We start from the raw sequence: 16780 nt of genomic DNA on the forward strand, positions 1-16780 counted from the left end.
AGGCGAGCTGAGCGAGCGTAGTAACCTTGAAAAGAATCACAATGATTGGCTTGCGAAGCAAGACAGAATTGATGGTGAGCAACGGCGAGCCAAACGAGCGCGATCTTGAAAAGAATCACAAAGACTTGCACACGAAGAGTGACAGAGCAGATGATGAGCAACGGCGAGCCAAGCGAGCGCGACCTTGAAAAGAATCATTATGGTTGTCACTCGAAAAATGACTTTTACATTCTTTTTAATGTAAGTTTAGAAGCAACTGCAGACGAAACAATGAGTACAATGAGTAGCCAAGCAGTTGATGAAGCGGGACTCGAATCAAGCAGATGGGTAGAAATTGCTTCATACTTCGCTGCTCTTCGTTGATTGAGTTTCTCGTCAATCAAAACATTTCGACTATGAATTTAATGAGAATTTTGATAAAATAGCTTAGATTATAGGTTAGGAGATTGAAGATCCGTGAAGTGGAAAAAAGTAGCAATTTATCTTTCAGTTGTATTGATCGTAGCTTTAGGTACTGGAATGCTCGGTCATTTTTTGATTCCAAAAGCGCAACCATTGCTCACACCAGTTGCGAGAACGGCAGAAGAGGGAAAGACCAAAAATGTGATCAATTACATGGCCTTAGGCGATTCGCTGACTGAAGGAGTCGGTGATGAGACGCAACAAGGAGGATTTGTGCCCATCGTTGCAGCCGATTTGCAAGATCGGTATCATTTAGCAAATGTTGTGACGACGAACTATGGAATTGCTGGAGAGCGCAGCGATCAAATCCTGAAACGAGTGAACAAAGACAAAGAATTGCGCAGTGACCTAAAGAAGGCTGACTTGATTACATTGACCGTCGGCGGGAATGATGTATTAAAAGTGATTCAAACTAATTTTTTTGGTTTGAGTGTCGATTCTTTTACCAAACCCATGGCCGACTATCAAGAACGATTAGTAGAGATGTTTGAGCAGATTCGTCAACTGAATGAAACAGCACCCATTTATGTGTTAGGGATATATAATCCTTTTTATTTAAATTTTCCAGAAATTACTGATATGCAAACGATTATTGATAATTGGAACAAAGCAACAGAAACATTTGTCAAACAACAGCAAAATGCTTATTTTATCCCAATCAATGACTTGCTATACCAAGGACTAAGTGACGAAGTTGGGATCGCAGATACGGATTCTTCTGAAGCAGGCGCTTCAGGATCAGCAGAAACTTCGGATACCACAACTTCCACCACCAACGGTATGACCGGTACTTCAGAAACTGGGGGAACAAAAGTGACCAACAATGTACTGTATGATGGGGATCGTTTCCATCCAAACAATCTAGGGTATCAGCTAATGGCGAATGCTGTTCGTGATGAATTAATCAAAACCCAAAATGTTTGGCTGATGAAGGAGGAAAAATAATGAAACAAGAAACTAATGATGTGGATAAAAAAAGTCCAATCAAAAAAATGAATTACTGGAAAATTGCTTTTCTAGTTTTAGTAGGCATTCTGTTGGGAACAACTGTCTTTTTTGCTTCACGGGTGTTTCAACAACGTGAATCTGGGATCTCAGAAAGTGCAGAACTAGTCAAACGAGACGGTAATCCTGTTTTGACCATCAACAGTAATAAGAGTCAAGTCAATCAATTGATCGATTTCTATTTAACTGATTTTCAGAAAGATCAAGAAGTAAAATACAATTTCGAGTTGAGAAATGAGGCACTACTGACAGGTCAATTTAAAGTGCTGAACTTTCCAATCACATTTTACTTATACTTTGATCCTTATGTCACCGAAGAAGGCAATGTTCAGTTAAAAGCCAAAAGTTTATCAATTGGTACTTTAGATCTGCCGACCAGTGAAGTGTTAAAAATGATCAAGCGCAGCTTCAAGTTTCCAGAGTGGATCGAGGTCAATGCGGATGAACAAATTATTTTGATTCGCTTGGATCAATTCCGCATGCAAAACGGCTTGTTTATCAAAGCGAATAAAATCAATCTAGTAGATGATGAGATCCAAATGAGTCTCTATCTGCCAGCAGAAACGGAGGACAAATAATGGAACGAGCAATTTTTGCGGGAGGGTGTTTCTGGTGTATGATTCAGCCTTTTGATGAGTTAGAAGGAGTACAGTCCATCTTTTCCGGGTATACGGCTGGACACACGGTTGACCCGACCTACGAGGAAGTAAAAAGTCATAAAACCGGTCATACAGAGGCTGTTGAGATCATTTTTGATCCAGAAAAAATCAGTTTTGAGGAATTATTGACTATTTATTGGCAACAGACGGATCCCACGGATGCTTTTGGGCAGTTTGAAGATCGAGGAGACAATTACCGACCAGTCATCTTCTATTTCAATGAGGAACAAAAACAAAAAGCAGAAGCAAGCAAAGCCGCTTTGCAAGCATCGGGTCGCTTTAATGCCCCAATCGTAACGAGTATCGAACCTGCACAACCTTTTTATTTGGCAGAAGAAGAGCATCAAGAATACTACAAAAAGCATCCTGAAAATTTTGCTCGCAATCATGCGAGACGAGCAGCTTTTCTTGAGGATCACTGGGAGAATACGCATGCGTAAAAGTTTTTATACTTATTTAATGGCCATCAAAGGGCCTAGTCATACTGATGAGGCACAGATCTTTGCGACACATGCAAGTCATGATATTCAATTCCCAAAACATACCGACGATTATGATGAAGTTTCTTCTTATTTAGAATTGAACGTCGATTATTTGCCTTCTATGGATATTTTTGATCGTATTTGGGAACAGTATGTGGAGGATAATAAATAAGAGAGAGTGGAGTGGAAACTTCCTCTCTTTTTACACTAGAGGCTAAAAAATTAATGGACAGAAAGGTGTCTTTCTATGAAAAATGTTTCTTTTCACCGTTATGTGATCTCACTGATTTGTGTCGCGATCCTCTCGGGAGGCGGTGTCTACATTTGGCAAAAAAGTACGGCTGCAACACAATCCCCACAGAATCAGCCCACAGTGGCGACATCAAATGAACTGGAAAAAGTTCAAACGCTTTTTGACCAAATTCGTGCCAATTATTACCAAGAAGTAGATGAGGATGTCTTGGTCGAAGGGGCATTAAAAGGAATGACCGATGCATTAGGTGATCCTTATACAACGTATCTTAGTGAATCAGCAGCCAATGAATTGGATCAGTCTTTATCAAGCAGTTTTGAAGGAATTGGCGCCACCCTTACCCTTGTCAACGACTATCCAGAAGTGGCACAAGCCCCTATCAAGAACTCCCCAGCTGAGAAAAACGGTTTGCGTCTAAACGATCGTATTTTGAAAGTGGATGGGAAAGAAACGAAAGGCCTGTCATTAACAGAGGTTGTAAACAACATTCGTGGCAAAAAAGGGACCACAGTCAAGTTGACGATCCAACGGGAAAAAGAGACCTTTGACGTATCGATTACACGAGATACGATTCCAGTGGATACTGTTCATACAGACCTTGATAGTGAGAAAAAAATCGGGAAAATCGAAATTACGACTTTTGGTGAAAGTACTGCCTCCGAATTAAAAGAAGGAATTGAGTCACTGAGAAAGAAAGGAGCAAAATCATTTATTCTGGATGTCCGGCAAAATCCTGGTGGACTTTTAGATCAAGTACAGATCATGGCTAGCATGTTTTTAGAAGATGGAAAAACGATCGTTAAGTTTGCAGATGATAGTGGTGTCATAAGTGAAACGAAGGCAAGTGCTGCTCTTGATGAAGGATTCAAAGTCACAGAACCGGTTGTCGTCTTGGTTGATGGCGGCAGTGCATCGGCCGCAGAAATTTTTGCAGCTGCGTTGCAAGAATCCGCAGATATACCAGTTGTTGGTACAGAAACCTTTGGTAAAGGAACTGTACAAAATGTAAAAGAATTAGGAGACAATAGTGAGTTAAAGATGACGGTCATGAAGTGGCTGACGCCAAATGAAGAATGGGTCAATGAGCAAGGTGTAATGCCAGATCATCAAGCAGATTTTCCTGAGTATGCCTATTTAGCTCCATTACCAAGAGACAAAGAATTGAAAGAAGGGCAAAGCTCAGAAGCAGTTGATCGGTTGAATCAGTTTCTTTCTGCACTAGGTTATCGGACCACCGGAGATACATTTGACCAAACCACCGTATCAGCCGTTCAAGCCGTTCAGCAAAAAGCTGAGCTGGAAGTGACAGGGAAAGTGAATGCAGAAACAGCACAAGCAATTGAGAAAGCTGTGACGGATCAATTAAAACAAGAAGATCATGCTTATTTGAAAGCTGTCGAGTTATTATCAAAGTAGTAACAAAGTAAAAGAGGAGGGACATCATGCAGCGAAGAAAAATCTGGATCGATCGCTTTTGGTTCATCATTAAATACGCGATTATTGCATTGGCCTCTGCATTCCTGATTCGTGCATTCTTGCTGATCCCTGTACCGGTGGGCGGAAATTCAATGGAAGGTACCTTAAGACAGGGTGATATGGTTTTGATCGAGAAAATCTCACCCATCAAGCGATTTGATGTCGTCGTTTTTCAAATGCCGGATGGTTCCACCTATATTAAGCGAGTGATTGGATTGCCTGGTGAATCCATTCGTTACGAAAATGATCAACTATATGTTAATGATCAGCCGGTAGATGAGAATTTCCTAGTGAAAAATCGAAAGAATGATCACGAAAATGTCTCTTATACGAATGACTTTGATCTACAGTCATTGTTGGGCGTTGAAAAGCTGGGGAAAGACAGCTATTTCGTGATAGGTGACAATCGTCGTGCCTCTAAAGACAGCCGATCATTTGGTGCCATTTCTGGAGATGCGATTTTAGGAAATGCTCGTTTTGTTTATTACCCACTAACCCATATGCGCTTTATATAATGAAAAACAAAAACATCATTTATTCATATTTTTGCGTAGGTATCGCTACTTTCAAAAAATATGAGTAGATGATGTTTTTAATAGCAGCTAGTATTTTTCTGCAGAAATCAATGTTGTTGGATCCTTTGCTTGATAATAAAATGCTGTTCTTGTGTCATGTTCTTTACATAATTATTTAACACTTATTTTGTTGTTTTTCGTTATTCTATTGAAACGAACAAGCAAGAAATAATTTTATAAGTAAGCGTTGACAGTGCCATTTTAAGCTGATATACTTTGGCTGTAAGTTAGAAAAAGGAACGAGAAATAGCGCCGCAGCTGTTTCTTGAGTTATGTTACTGAGACGATCAGGCAGAACTCAGAATATATATCAAGTACACTTTCTTTTGTAAAGTTTATTTGATATTTATTCTGAGTTCTTTTTTCTGGAAAGGAGAAACGAATGAAAGTTAAAAAGATTATCAATAATAATGTTGCCTTAGTGGATAGAGGAGGGCATGAGTCGATCATCTACTTAACAGGAGTCGCATTCAAGAAAAAAGTTGGCCAACATATTTCTGACTCTGAAGTAGAGAAGACCTTTGTCTTAGATAGCCAAGATCGATTAGAGCATTTTAGCTACCTCTTATCTCGCGCCGATGATCAATTGATCCTGCTTGTAAACGAGCTCGTACAATATGGAGAAAAAGAAATCGGCAAAAGTGCCAATGATTATCTTTATTTAGCTTTGTTAGATCATTTATCCTTTGCATTGAAACGGGCAAAAAAAGATCAATATTTGAGGAGTCCATTGACTTGGGAGGTAAAAAAATTCTATCCCAGTTATTACAAAATTGGGTTAGAAGCCTTGGAAAGGATCAATCAAACCTTTCAAGTCGATTTTCCTGAAGATGAAGCCGTTGCCATTGCCTTACATTTTGTTAACTTGCAGGAAACGAAAGCAAAGTTTGATGAACAATTAGCTGATATGGAAACGTTGCGGGATATGCTGAATATTATCAAATATCATTTTACGATTACTTTAGATGAAAACAGCATGAATTATATGCGTCTTGTGACCCATCTCCAGTATTTCATCGAACGATTGCGGAACAACCAGACCTATTCCGACAATGAGTCTCAACTTTATAAACAAGTGAAAGCAATGTATCCGGAAGCATTTGCCGCGGTTGAAAAAATTGAGATCTATGTCAAAGGAAAGTTCAACAGTTACCTGACACAAGAAGAGTACACTACTTAATGATCCACATCAATCGTGTAACAGAAAGAGGAGAATGACATGAATCAATACCATGATTTCAACGAGCAAATCATCAAATTAGTTGGCGGAAAAGCCAATATTCAAGCTGTTGTGCACTGCATGACTCGTCTTCGTTTTACTTTAAAAGATCGCTCAAAAGCAGATACAAAAAAATTGCAAGAGCTGGAAGGGGTTATTGATGTGGTAAGCAACAATGTTGCTTATCAAATTATCGTAGGAACCCATGTAAACGATGTTTACAAAGATTTAATTGACCAACTGGGAATGTCAGGAGACGAAGCAGACCAGCCAAAAACGAAGAAAAATCCGATCAAGGCGATGCTAGATGTGATTTCGGAATCAATGAATCCCATTTTAGAACCAATCATCTGTGCAGGTTTATTAGCCGCATTTCTTTCAATTATTTCATTAACCGGTTTGATTTCGACAGATAGCTCAACGTATCAAATTTTTGATGCATTACGGTCGGCTGTTTTTTATTTCTTACCTATTTTAATGGCGATGAGCTGTGCCAAACGATTAGGCGCCAGCCCTTATCTAGCAGTGGCTTTAGCAGCAACCATTTTATCTGAACCGATCAACAATGTTTCGGGATTGAGTTTATTTGGTATTGGATTACCACAGATCACTTATTCAAATAGCTTTATCCCCGATTTTATTAGCAGTATGGTTCATGGGCTATGTAACAAAGTTTGCCAAAAAAGTCATTCCTAAAAGTTTGCAGTACTTTATGTCTCCTTTAGTGATCATGCTGATTACTTTGCCAGCCACACTCCTGGTTTTTGGTCCATTAGGGTTTTTATATTGGGGAAGGCATCATTGGCTTCTTCAATCTATTGATGGACACGATAGGTAGCTGGTTTGTGATGATGCTCTATTCTGCATTACAGCCATTCATCATTATGTTAGGCGCCGGCAATTTCATTATGCCTGTTGTGGCTTCATTGATTGCAGCGAATGGATATGATCCAGCGTTTATCTCATCATGTACAATCTCTGACATCGCTGTCGGCGGAGCAATGCTTGGATACTTCTTACGTGCTCGCAACTTGAAACAAAAACAACTATTTGGGACCGTGACTTTATCCGCCATTTTAGGAGTTACCGAACCAGCCATCTATGGTGTATTCGTTAAATTCCGTCGTCCGTTTATTGCTGTGATGATCGGTGGAGGTTTAGGGGGACTGTTCGCCGGTTTAACAGGTGTCAAAGCTTATTCAATTGCTTGGGGATTATTTGGATTACCTGCCTATATTGGCGAAGGCGACTTCATGAATCTTTGGTTAATGGTGGCAGCGGTTGCGATCAGTTTTATTGGTGCGACTATCGCAGCTTATATGTTAGGGATTCCAGTAGAAAGTGATGAAGTACCGGCGGTTAAAGAGAAAGAACAACCTGTATCTTCTGAAATGATTCGTTCTACTGCTTTAAAAAGTGTAGTGGAAGGAGAAGCGGTTCCCCTCAATGAAATCAATGACCAAGCTTTTTCAACTGGTGCTTTAGGGAAAGGAATCGGTATCAAACCTATAAGTCATGTGATTCATTCGCCAATCGATGGGGAAGTGCTAACAGTCTTTCCTACCAAACACGCGATTGGTCTTCGCAGTGACCAAGGCGTTGAGGTCTTGATCCATATTGGTATCGACACTGTTTCGTTAGAAGGCAAGTATTTTACGATGAATGTGAAGCAAGGTGATCGTGTGAGGACAGGACAACCAATCGGTGAAGTAGATTTTGAAAAAGTTCGTGAAGCCGGGTATGATCCAACGACTATTGTGGTCATTACGAATACGAATGATTTTCTTGATGTGATCCCAACATCCAATAACCAGTTGGTAAAGTCGGATGATTTACTAAATATTGTCTTGCAATAGAAACCGTAATAAAGAAGATAGAAAAGGTGAGCAGATGAAGTTAAGAAATGATTTTTTATGGGGCGGCAGCATTGCCGCTCATCAATGTGAAGGTGCTTGGCAGGAAGATGGCAAAGGCCCAGCTATTATGGACTATGTCACAGTAGGCAGCTATGAACAGCCTCGTGAGATCGATAAAGAACTTCTTGCTAACAAGGTTTATCCTTCTCATACAGGCATCGATTTTTATCATCGTTATCAAGAAGATATTGCTTTGTTTGCAGAAATGGGATTCAAGGAATTACGGATTTCTATTGATTGGTCAAGAATTTATCCTAAAGGGGACGAAGCAGAACCAAATCAAGCCGGTATCGATTTTTATCATCGAGTCGTTGACACGCTATTAAAACATGGTATCGAACCGATCATTACGCTCTATCACTTCGAAATGCCGATTCATCTAGTGACAGAATATGGTTCATGGACAAATCGCAAAGTCATTGATTTCTATTTGCGCTTTTGTCACACGATGTTTGAAGCATTCAAAGGAAAAGTCAGATACTGGGCCACTTTTAATGAGATGAACCATATCGATTCTCAAAGTGAGGCTAGTGATATCTTTACCTATATCATTGCCGGATTAAAGTACTCTGAAATCGATGCTAAGGCCCAGACATTAGCCATGATTGGCTACAATATGACGCTTGCAAGTTGTGCTGCTGTCAAAATGGGACATGAAATTGATGAAAACTTCCAAATTGGCTGTGTTTTTGGTATCGAGCCAGTCTATCCAGCAAATTGTGATCCCGTCAATGTTCTAAATGCCTATAAACAAATGGATCGTGACTTCTATCAGATCGATGCAATGTGCAATGGTCTGTTTCCCCAATACAAACTGGAAGAATATGCAGATCAAGGCATAAAAATCGTGATCTCTGAGTCAGATAAAAAAGTGTTTGCTGAGGGCAAAATTGATTTTATTGGCATGAATTACTATGCGTCTTCTGTCGCAGAATATGAAGGTGCATCGGAAGGAAAAAGTGCTTTATTTGGCGGTCTGCAAAATCCTTATTTGGAAAGCAGTAAGTGGGGATGGACGATTGATCCGATTGGCATGCGGTATTTGTTAAATTACACTTATCGAAAATACGGATTACCAATCATGATTACTGAAAACGGACTAGGTGCAGTGGATGAAATCGCAGAAGATGGGCATGTTCACGATGCGTATCGCATTGATTACTTGCACAGACATGTCGAGCAATTGTTGCTGTCAGTTGAAGAGGATCAGGTAGACTGTATCGGTTATCTAACGTGGGCGCCGATCGATTTAGTCAGTGCTACGACAGGTGAGATGAAAAAACGCTATGGATTTATCTATGTCGACAAACAAGATGATGGAACAGGGTCCTATATGCGTAAGAAAAAAGATTCCTTTGAGTGGTATCGGCAAGTCATTAACTCCAACGGTGAGAGTGTCAAAAGGGAGAATCATGAGTAAAAATTAGTTTTCTATTCATTTCATTTGTATTTTTTTTCATCAAAACTTGTATCGATACGCACTTTAATAAGAAATGATGGCGATCTAGAAAGAAGTAAATTCTTTCTAGATTTTTTTGTTTTCATTGTTTTCATAAATCAGTATGAGCGATGGGAACCTCTTGGTTTCAAAAAGGTTTGATCTTTTCGATTTTGTTGATCTTAGTACTTAGCTACGATACATAGCTGCATTTCGTTTTATTTCTATTACTTATATATTCAAACGAGGTAGCCGCTTGCTTGAGCAAATGTGAAAAAAATGTTCTAGAAATAACGATAAAATTTTTTACAGTGTTGTAATTCTGTCAGACTTTTGGCATTTTTTCTTCAAAATTGATAAGATGATTTGAGTAAAAGACGTAAAATGAAGTATAATTTTAACTAGGCTGAAAATTGGTCTTTTTCTCAAAAAAAGTTGGCTTCCTACATCCTGACACTCAGCTAGCTACTTTTAGCTACTTTTAGCTACTTTTTCCTAATTTTAGCTACTTTCACAAGCCAGCAAGTTCTCTTGGACTGACACTGAGTGACAGAATGAATTGAGCCGTGGACCAACTCCCCTCATGGTATTTTTAAATTAGTCTGCCAAGTGATTCTAGTGAATGAATTAACAAGGAAAGGCTGTGGAATCAGCCAAATAATGGCATATAACAGAATAGTCAGCGTAGTTGGGCAGTTTTTGGCCATTCTTTGGATATTTGCTGGACTGTAAGAGCAGGTTGAATGAGCAAATCACCACTACAATACGCGTCTCATAGGTATAGTTGCAGGTGATTGGCAGGTAGTATTTCCAATTAAACCAATTCGTGTTAAAATGCGTAGGATACTCGGCAATCAGGAAATTTTCTCGATTCGTCCGATACTTTTAAGAGAAAGCCAAAACAATGTCTGAAAAAGACTGGTATGAAAGGAAATTAATTATGAGTACCATTCAATGGTTTCCAGGCCACATGGCCAAAGCAAAACGTGAAGTAAGCGAAAAACTAAAATTTGTCGACATCGTGTTTGAACTTGTAGATGCTCGTCTCCCCGTTTCTTCAAGAAACCCCATGCTGGATCAAATTTTACAACAAAAGCCACGCTTGATCTTGATCAATAAAGCAGACTTGGCTGACCCTCAGCAAACAAAACTCTGGGAAGGCTATTTTAGAAAACAAGGTTTCTTAGCCATGGCGATCAATGCTCAGGATAGTCAAGGAATCAAAATGATCGTTCCTAAAGCAAAGGAAGTTCTGCAAGAAAAAATTGCTCGTGACAAAGCTCGTGGGCTCAAACCACGTCCGATAAGAGCAATGGTCATTGGGATTCCTAATGTAGGAAAATCAACATTGATGAATCGCTTAGTCGGCAAAAAAATTGCTCAGACTGGGAATAAACCAGGTGTTACCAAAGGGCAACAATGGTTGCGTTTTGGTACAGAATTGGAATTGCTGGATACACCAGGAATTCTCTGGCCTAAATTTGAAGATCCTGAGATTGGCAAAAAATTAGCTTTGACTGGCGCTATCAAAGATCAACTCATCCATTTAGATGATATTGCTTTGTTTGGGTTAGACTTTTTTGCTCGCTACTATGAAGGAAGAATTGCTCAGCGTTATTCACTTTCTGCGGAAGAAGAACAATGTCTAGCACCAGAACTATTGATGAAGATCACTGAAAAACGTGGCTACAAAGACAATTATGATCGCGGTAGTGAATTAGTCGTTTTTGATATTCGACAAGGGAAGCTGGGAAGGTACACATTAGATCGTTACGAGGAGTTAGGTGAAAAAGATGAAAGAGCCGATTAAAACTATCAAAGAGCGACTATTTGCCGAGGAGGTTGACCCGGCTTATGTGGCTCAACTGATGGCAGACGAACGCTCTGGTGTCCAAAAGCTGATTACCAAGTATCAAAATCAGCAGCGTAAACAGCGACAAATGCAAGAAAAATATGCAGAAATGTCTGTATTTGAACAAGAACTCTATCAGAAAGGGCTTCGGTTTGTTGCCGGTTTAGATGAAGTCGGCCGGGGACCGTTAGCTGGGCCTGTAGTTGCCGCGGCAGTGGTTTTACCGAAGAATTGCGGGATCATTGGCTTGAATGATTCGAAACAACTTTCTGCGAAAAAAAGAGAAGAATTATTTATTGAGATCCAAAATAAAGCGGTAGCGATTGGCATCGGTATTGCAGATCATGAGGAAATTGATCGTGTGAACATTTATCAAGCCAGTAAGAATGCGATGAAACGAGCGCTAGCTGACTTATCGATTACACCAGAGCATTTATTGGTGGACGCTATGACGCTTGATACCGATATTCCTCAGACCAGTCTGATCAAAGGGGATGCCCGGTCGATCTCTATCGCTGCTGCAAGTATCATGGCTAAGGTATTTCGGGATAATTTAATGAAAGATTATCATGGTGTTTTTCCTCATTATGGATTTGATCAAAATGCTGGTTACGGTACGAAAACCCATTTAGAAGGATTAGCTGCCCATGGGATTTGTCCTATCCATCGCAAAACGTTTGCACCAGTAAAACAGTATGTAAAATAATTCATCAAACAGCCTCATTTTTACGAATCTTATTAGTGAGATTCTTTAGAAATGAGGTTGTTTTATGTACTTTCAGGAATGTACGCCCTTCGATAAAATCCTCCTTCGCTTGTCATTTGTACAAGGAGTCGGTATTCAAAGTCAGTGGCAGGTGGTCAAAGGCTGCCTCGCACAAGAAAATTGGACTATAACGGCTGAAGAAGTTATTCAAATGACAGGGATCACACGCAATATTCTTCGTTTTCAACAGTCGTGGCATCAGTTGACAGAGAGTGACTTAGCGGAAAAAATGGCCGACCAGTCATTTATCACCTTTTTTTCAAAAGACTACCCACCTGCACTGAGAAAAATCGCTGATCCACCATTGATCCTCTTTTACGAAGGGAATCTGTCATTACTCCAAAAGCCTTCACTGGCTGTTGTCGGTGCTAGACAAGCGACAAGCTACGGTCAGCAGATTTGTAGAAAAATCATTCCGGAACTAGTGAAAAAGAAGTACTTGATCATTAGCGGCCTTGCCCAGGGATTAGATAGTTTCGCCCATGAAGCAGCGATTGAAAGTGGTGGACAAACCATTGCAGTTATAGGAACGGGACTGGATCAGTGTTATCCTAAGAGTTCACAACGTCTTTATTCTCAGATCAAGCAGGAACATTTGCTGGTTAGTGAATATTCGCGAGGAACATTGCCGCATAAACATCATTTTCCCATGCGGAATCGACTGATTGCGGGAATCGCACAGGCAGTTTGTGTGATTGAAGCCAAAGAAAAGAGTGGCTCTTTGATTACTGCACAGTTGGCTTTAGAAAATGGGAAGGATGTATTTGCCGTGCCTGGAGAAGCTTTGACCGATCGATCAAAGGGGTGTCATCAGTTGATTCAAGATGGAGCAAAATGCACGCTGACAGCAGAAGATATCTTAGAAGAATTGCCTTAGGCTTTTGAACTTATGATGATCCTTTCTTGACAAAACTTTTTCTGAAAGCTATGATAAGCTACGATTTGGATGTTTGGAAAGCAAGTGGATTGTTTGCCGAATATATTATAGTAGGAAAAAATGAAGGAAGGAGCCATTTTTTATATGGCATATAAATATCTAGTGATCGTGGAGTCGCCAGCAAAGGCGAAAACCATTGAAAAATACCTCGGGCGCAACTATAAAGTTGTTGCGAGTGTTGGACATATTCGTGATTTGCCGAAAAGCAAAATGGGCATTGACGTCGAAAATGACTATGAACCTCATTACATCTCGATTCGCGGCAAAGGCGATGTCATCAAGAGCCTTCGTTCTGCAGCTAAAAAAGCAGAAAAAGTTTATCTCGCAAGTGACCCGGATAGAGAAGGGGAAGCTATTGCTTGGCATTTAGCTTTCTTGCTAGGACTAGATTTAAAAGAAAAGAACCGGGTCGTTTTTAATGAAATCACAAAAGATGCAGTTAAAGCTGCGTTCAAAGAACCTCGTACGATTGATGTCGATTTAGTAGATGCGCAGCAAGCTCGTCGGGTGTTGGACCGTCTGGTAGGTTATTCGATTAGTCCAATTTTATGGCGCAAAGTCAAAAAAGGGTTGAGTGCGGGCCGTGTTCAGTCAGTAGCATTGAAAATCATCATTGATCGCGAAAAAGAAATCCGCGAGTTTATACCTGAAGAATACTGGAGTATCGATGGCAACTTTAAAAAAGCAACAAAAAAGTTCAAGGCGGCTTTCTGGGGGCTAGATGGTAAAAAGAAAAAACTACCAAACGCTGAAAGCATCAAAGAAGTGACCGAGCGTTTAGATGGCAAAGATTACCAAGTGACCAAGGTAGAAAAGAAAGAACGAAAACGCAATCCTTCGGCTCCTTTTACAACCAGCAGTCTTCAACAAGAGGCAGCCCGCAAATTGAATTTCCGTACACGTAAAACAATGATGGTAGCCCAACAGCTTTATGAAGGAATCCCATTAGGCAAGCAAGGAACGGTGGGGTTGATCACCTATATGCGTACCGATTCTACACGGATCGCGGATACAGCTAAAGGAGAAGCGGCGGAATTCATCGAAACAACCTATGGCTCAGCTTTTTCAGCTCATGGTGGCAAGAAAATCAAGAATGCGCAAGGGGCGCAAGATGCCCACGAGGCTGTACGTCCTACAAGCGTCATGCGTACACCAGAAGAAATGGAAAAGTACTTGGACAAAGATCAGTTGAAACTCTATCGCTTGATTTGGTCTCGTTTTGTAGCCAGCCAAATGACTCCTGCGATTTTGGATACAATGAAAGTGACGCTACAGCAGAATGGCGTCATATTCATAGCTAACGGATCCAAAATCAAATTTAAAGGATTTATGCAAGTGTATGTTGAGGGACGAGATGACGGCAAAGAAGACAAAGAGAATATTTTGCCGGAATTAAACGAAGGGGACGTTGTTCAGTCGATCTCTATCGAACCAAAACAACACTTCACACAACCACCTGCTCGTTTTAGCGAAGCAACGTTGATCAAAACTTTAGAAGAAAATGGTGTAGGGCGTCCATCGACTTATGCACCAACTTTAGAAACGATCCAACGGCGCTATTACGTTAAATTAACTCAAAAACGTTTTGAACCAACTGAATTGGGAGAAATCGTTAATTCGTTGATTGAGGAATTCTTCCCTCAAATTGTCGATACCCATTTCACAGCCGAGATGGAAAGCAGCTTAGATAGTATTGAAGCGGGCAAACAAGAATGGATCAAAGTCGTGGACCAATTCTATCGACCATTTGAAAAAGAATTATCCAATGCGGAAGAAAATATTGAGAAAATCCAGATAAAAGATGAACCCGCTGGCTTCGATTGCGATATTTGTGGTCATCCAATGGTCATCAAGCTAGGTCGTTATGGAAAATTTTATGCTTGTAGCAATTTTCCAGATTGTCGAAATACAAAACCGATCGTCAAAGAAATCGGAGTGGAATGTCCAGTTTGTCACCAAGGACAACTTGTTGAAAGAAAATCCAAGAAGAACCGAATTTTCTTTGGCTGCACACGCTATCCAGAATGTGACTTTACGTCATGGGATAAACCAGTAGGCAGAAACTGTCCAAAATGTGACAACTATTTGGTTGAAAAGAAAGTCAAAGGCGGCAAGCAAGTCGTTTGTATCAAAGGTGATTATGAGGAAGATGTTCAAAAGTAAGCTATCGATCGTTTTTGACCTCTCAATAAAAAAATGAAGTGAGCGCAAGAAGTATCTGCTGAGAGACAGCAGACTTCTGCGTTCCTTTTCAAAAAACAGAGCTGTGACACAAGGAATAGAATAAAAAATAAGCAGAGACAAACGGTGATCTGAAGATCAGCATCTGCCAATGTAAGGGTTATTTTTTGTTTTGATGACTTTTGGCACAGACTCTTTTACTATAAAGGAGACGAAGTATGAAAAAAATCAATGTAATTGGTGCTGGATTAGCAGGAAGCGAAGCTGCTTGGCAAGCTGCTGAGGCAGGAGTGGCTGTCAATTTGTATGAAATGCGTCCTAAGAAAACGACAGAAGCCCATCATACGAATAATTTTGCGGAACTTGTTTGTACAAATTCTCTTAGAGGAAACAATTTAACCAATGCAGTAGGTGTTTTGAAAGAAGAAATGCGCCGCTTGAATTCGGTTATTATCTCTTCGGCCGATCAGACAGCGGTTCCGGCTGGTGGTGCACTAGCCGTTGATCGGGACGATTTTTCTGAATTAGTTACAAAGCGGGTGAAAGAACATCCGTTGGTAACAGTGATCGAAGAAGAGATCACCGAAATCCCAGAAGGAATTACGGTAATCGCTACTGGACCATTGACTTCAGAACCGTTATCCAAGGCGATTCAAGCATTCAATGGGTCGGAAGGCTTCTATTTCTATGATGCCGCAGCGCCAATCATTGATAAATCAACTATTGATATGGATAAAGTTTACTTGAAATCACGATACGACAAAGGAGAAGCAGCATACCTGAATTGTCCGATGAACGAAGAAGAATTTTATGCCTTTCGTGAAGCCTTGGTAAATGCCGAAGTCGCTCCTTTGAAAGAGTTTGAAAAAGAGAAATTCTTTGAAGGCTGTATGCCAATTGAAGTGATGGCCTCTCGTGGTCCAAAGACGATGTTGTTTGGACCAATGAAACCTGTTGGTTTGGAAGATCCTAAGACAGGCAAACGGCCTTATGCAGTGATCCAATTGCGTCAAGATAACGCTGCTGCCTCGTTGTACAACATTGTAGGTTTCCAAACGCATCTAAAATGGGGAGAACAAAAACGGGTCTTTCGGATGATCCCTGGATTAGAGCAAGCTGAATTTGTCCGCTATGGTGTAATGCATCGGAATAGTTTCATGAACTCGCCAGAACTTCTGCAACAAACCTATCAATCTCGCAAACGTGATGACTTGTTTTTTGCTGGTCAAATGACAGGAGTAGAAGGGTATGTTGAAAGTGCGGCTAGCGGTCTAGTAGCTGGAATCAATGCAGCAAAACTTGCAAAAGGGGAAGAACCAATCATCTTTCCGCAGGAAACAACAATCGGCAGCATGGCGTATTACATTACGCATGCAGAAGGCAAACATTTCCAACCAATGAATGCCAATTTTGGCTTGCTTCCTGAACTGCCCGAACGAATCAAAGATAAAAAATCCCGTTATGAGGCATTGGCTAATCGTGCGCTTACAGCTTTAGAGGCTGCCAAAGAAACAGTTGCAAATTAATTGTCGAAAACTTTCTCACGAGAAATTGTTGAG

Annotated in this window: 13 protein-coding genes and 2 pseudogenes; all 15 read left to right on the forward strand. The window is 40.4% G+C overall.

The window, feature by feature from the left end; all coding sequences use genetic code 11:
* Positions 1-105: 105 nt before the first annotated feature.
* Positions 106-363 (forward strand): hypothetical protein, encoded by a 258-nt coding sequence (locus EGX73_RS11085; protein ID WP_227173367.1) that lies wholly within the window; start codon positions 106-108, stop codon positions 361-363.
* A 114-nt stretch (positions 364-477) separates the two neighbouring features.
* Positions 478-1407 carry an SGNH/GDSL hydrolase family protein gene (locus tag EGX73_RS11090; protein ID WP_285926961.1) on the forward strand — a complete coding sequence of 310 codons (930 nt, stop codon included), beginning with the start codon at positions 478-480 and terminating at the stop codon, positions 1405-1407.
* Positions 1407-2045 (forward strand): YpmS family protein, encoded by a 639-nt coding sequence (locus tag EGX73_RS11095; protein WP_005472266.1) that lies wholly within the window; start codon positions 1407-1409, stop codon positions 2043-2045. Before EGX73_RS11090 ends, EGX73_RS11095 begins: the two co-directional genes overlap by 1 nt.
* Entirely contained in the window at positions 2045-2566 is a 522-nt protein-coding gene (gene msrA / locus EGX73_RS11100) for a peptide-methionine (S)-S-oxide reductase MsrA (protein ID WP_003126966.1), read from the forward strand. Before EGX73_RS11095 ends, msrA begins: the two co-directional genes overlap by 1 nt.
* Positions 2559-2780 (forward strand): YozE family protein, encoded by a 222-nt coding sequence (locus EGX73_RS11105; RefSeq protein WP_003126967.1) that lies wholly within the window; start codon positions 2559-2561, stop codon positions 2778-2780. Before msrA ends, EGX73_RS11105 begins: the two co-directional genes overlap by 8 nt.
* Before the next feature lie 75 nt (positions 2781-2855).
* Complete coding sequence (locus tag EGX73_RS11110) at positions 2856-4277, forward strand: S41 family peptidase (protein ID WP_003126968.1); 1422 nt, start codon at positions 2856-2858, stop codon at positions 4275-4277.
* Between the two features lie 26 nt (positions 4278-4303).
* The gene (gene lepB, locus EGX73_RS11115; protein WP_003126969.1) at positions 4304-4852 is read left to right on the forward strand and encodes a signal peptidase I; all 549 of its coding nucleotides are present in this window, start codon (positions 4304-4306) and stop codon (positions 4850-4852) included.
* A 442-nt stretch (positions 4853-5294) separates the two neighbouring features.
* Positions 5295-6130 (forward strand): annotated as a pseudogene (locus EGX73_RS11120) (PRD domain-containing protein).
* 1 nt (position 6131) lies between these two features.
* Positions 6132-7987, forward strand: a pseudogene (locus EGX73_RS16465) (PTS beta-glucoside transporter subunit IIBCA).
* 34 nt (positions 7988-8021) lie between these two features.
* Positions 8022-9467, forward strand: coding sequence for a family 1 glycosylhydrolase (locus EGX73_RS11130; protein ID WP_123866949.1), 1446 nt, complete (start codon positions 8022-8024; stop codon positions 9465-9467).
* Between the two features lie 958 nt (positions 9468-10425).
* Positions 10426-11295 (forward strand): ribosome biogenesis GTPase YlqF, encoded by an 870-nt coding sequence (ylqF, locus tag EGX73_RS11135; RefSeq protein ID WP_029486959.1) that lies wholly within the window; start codon positions 10426-10428, stop codon positions 11293-11295.
* Entirely contained in the window at positions 11279-12043 is a 765-nt protein-coding gene (locus tag EGX73_RS11140; RefSeq protein WP_029486958.1) for a ribonuclease HII, read from the forward strand. Before ylqF ends, EGX73_RS11140 begins: the two co-directional genes overlap by 17 nt.
* A 64-nt stretch (positions 12044-12107) precedes the next feature.
* Entirely contained in the window at positions 12108-12980 is an 873-nt protein-coding gene (gene dprA / locus EGX73_RS11145) for a DNA-processing protein DprA (RefSeq protein ID WP_021151123.1), read from the forward strand.
* A 144-nt stretch (positions 12981-13124) separates the two neighbouring features.
* Positions 13125-15203 (forward strand): type I DNA topoisomerase, encoded by a 2079-nt coding sequence (gene topA, locus EGX73_RS11150; protein WP_123866950.1) that lies wholly within the window; start codon positions 13125-13127, stop codon positions 15201-15203.
* 236 nt (positions 15204-15439) lie between these two features.
* Positions 15440-16747: an FADH(2)-oxidizing methylenetetrahydrofolate--tRNA-(uracil(54)-C(5))-methyltransferase TrmFO gene (gene trmFO, locus EGX73_RS11155; RefSeq protein WP_003126978.1), complete on the forward strand. Its 1308-nt coding sequence runs from the start codon at positions 15440-15442 to the stop codon at positions 16745-16747.
* The last annotated feature ends 33 nt before the right edge of the window (positions 16748-16780 follow it).

The sequence above is a fragment of the Enterococcus sp. FDAARGOS_553 genome, from assembly GCF_003812305.1.
Classification (GTDB): Bacteria; Bacillota; Bacilli; order Lactobacillales; family Enterococcaceae; genus Enterococcus_D; species Enterococcus_D gallinarum.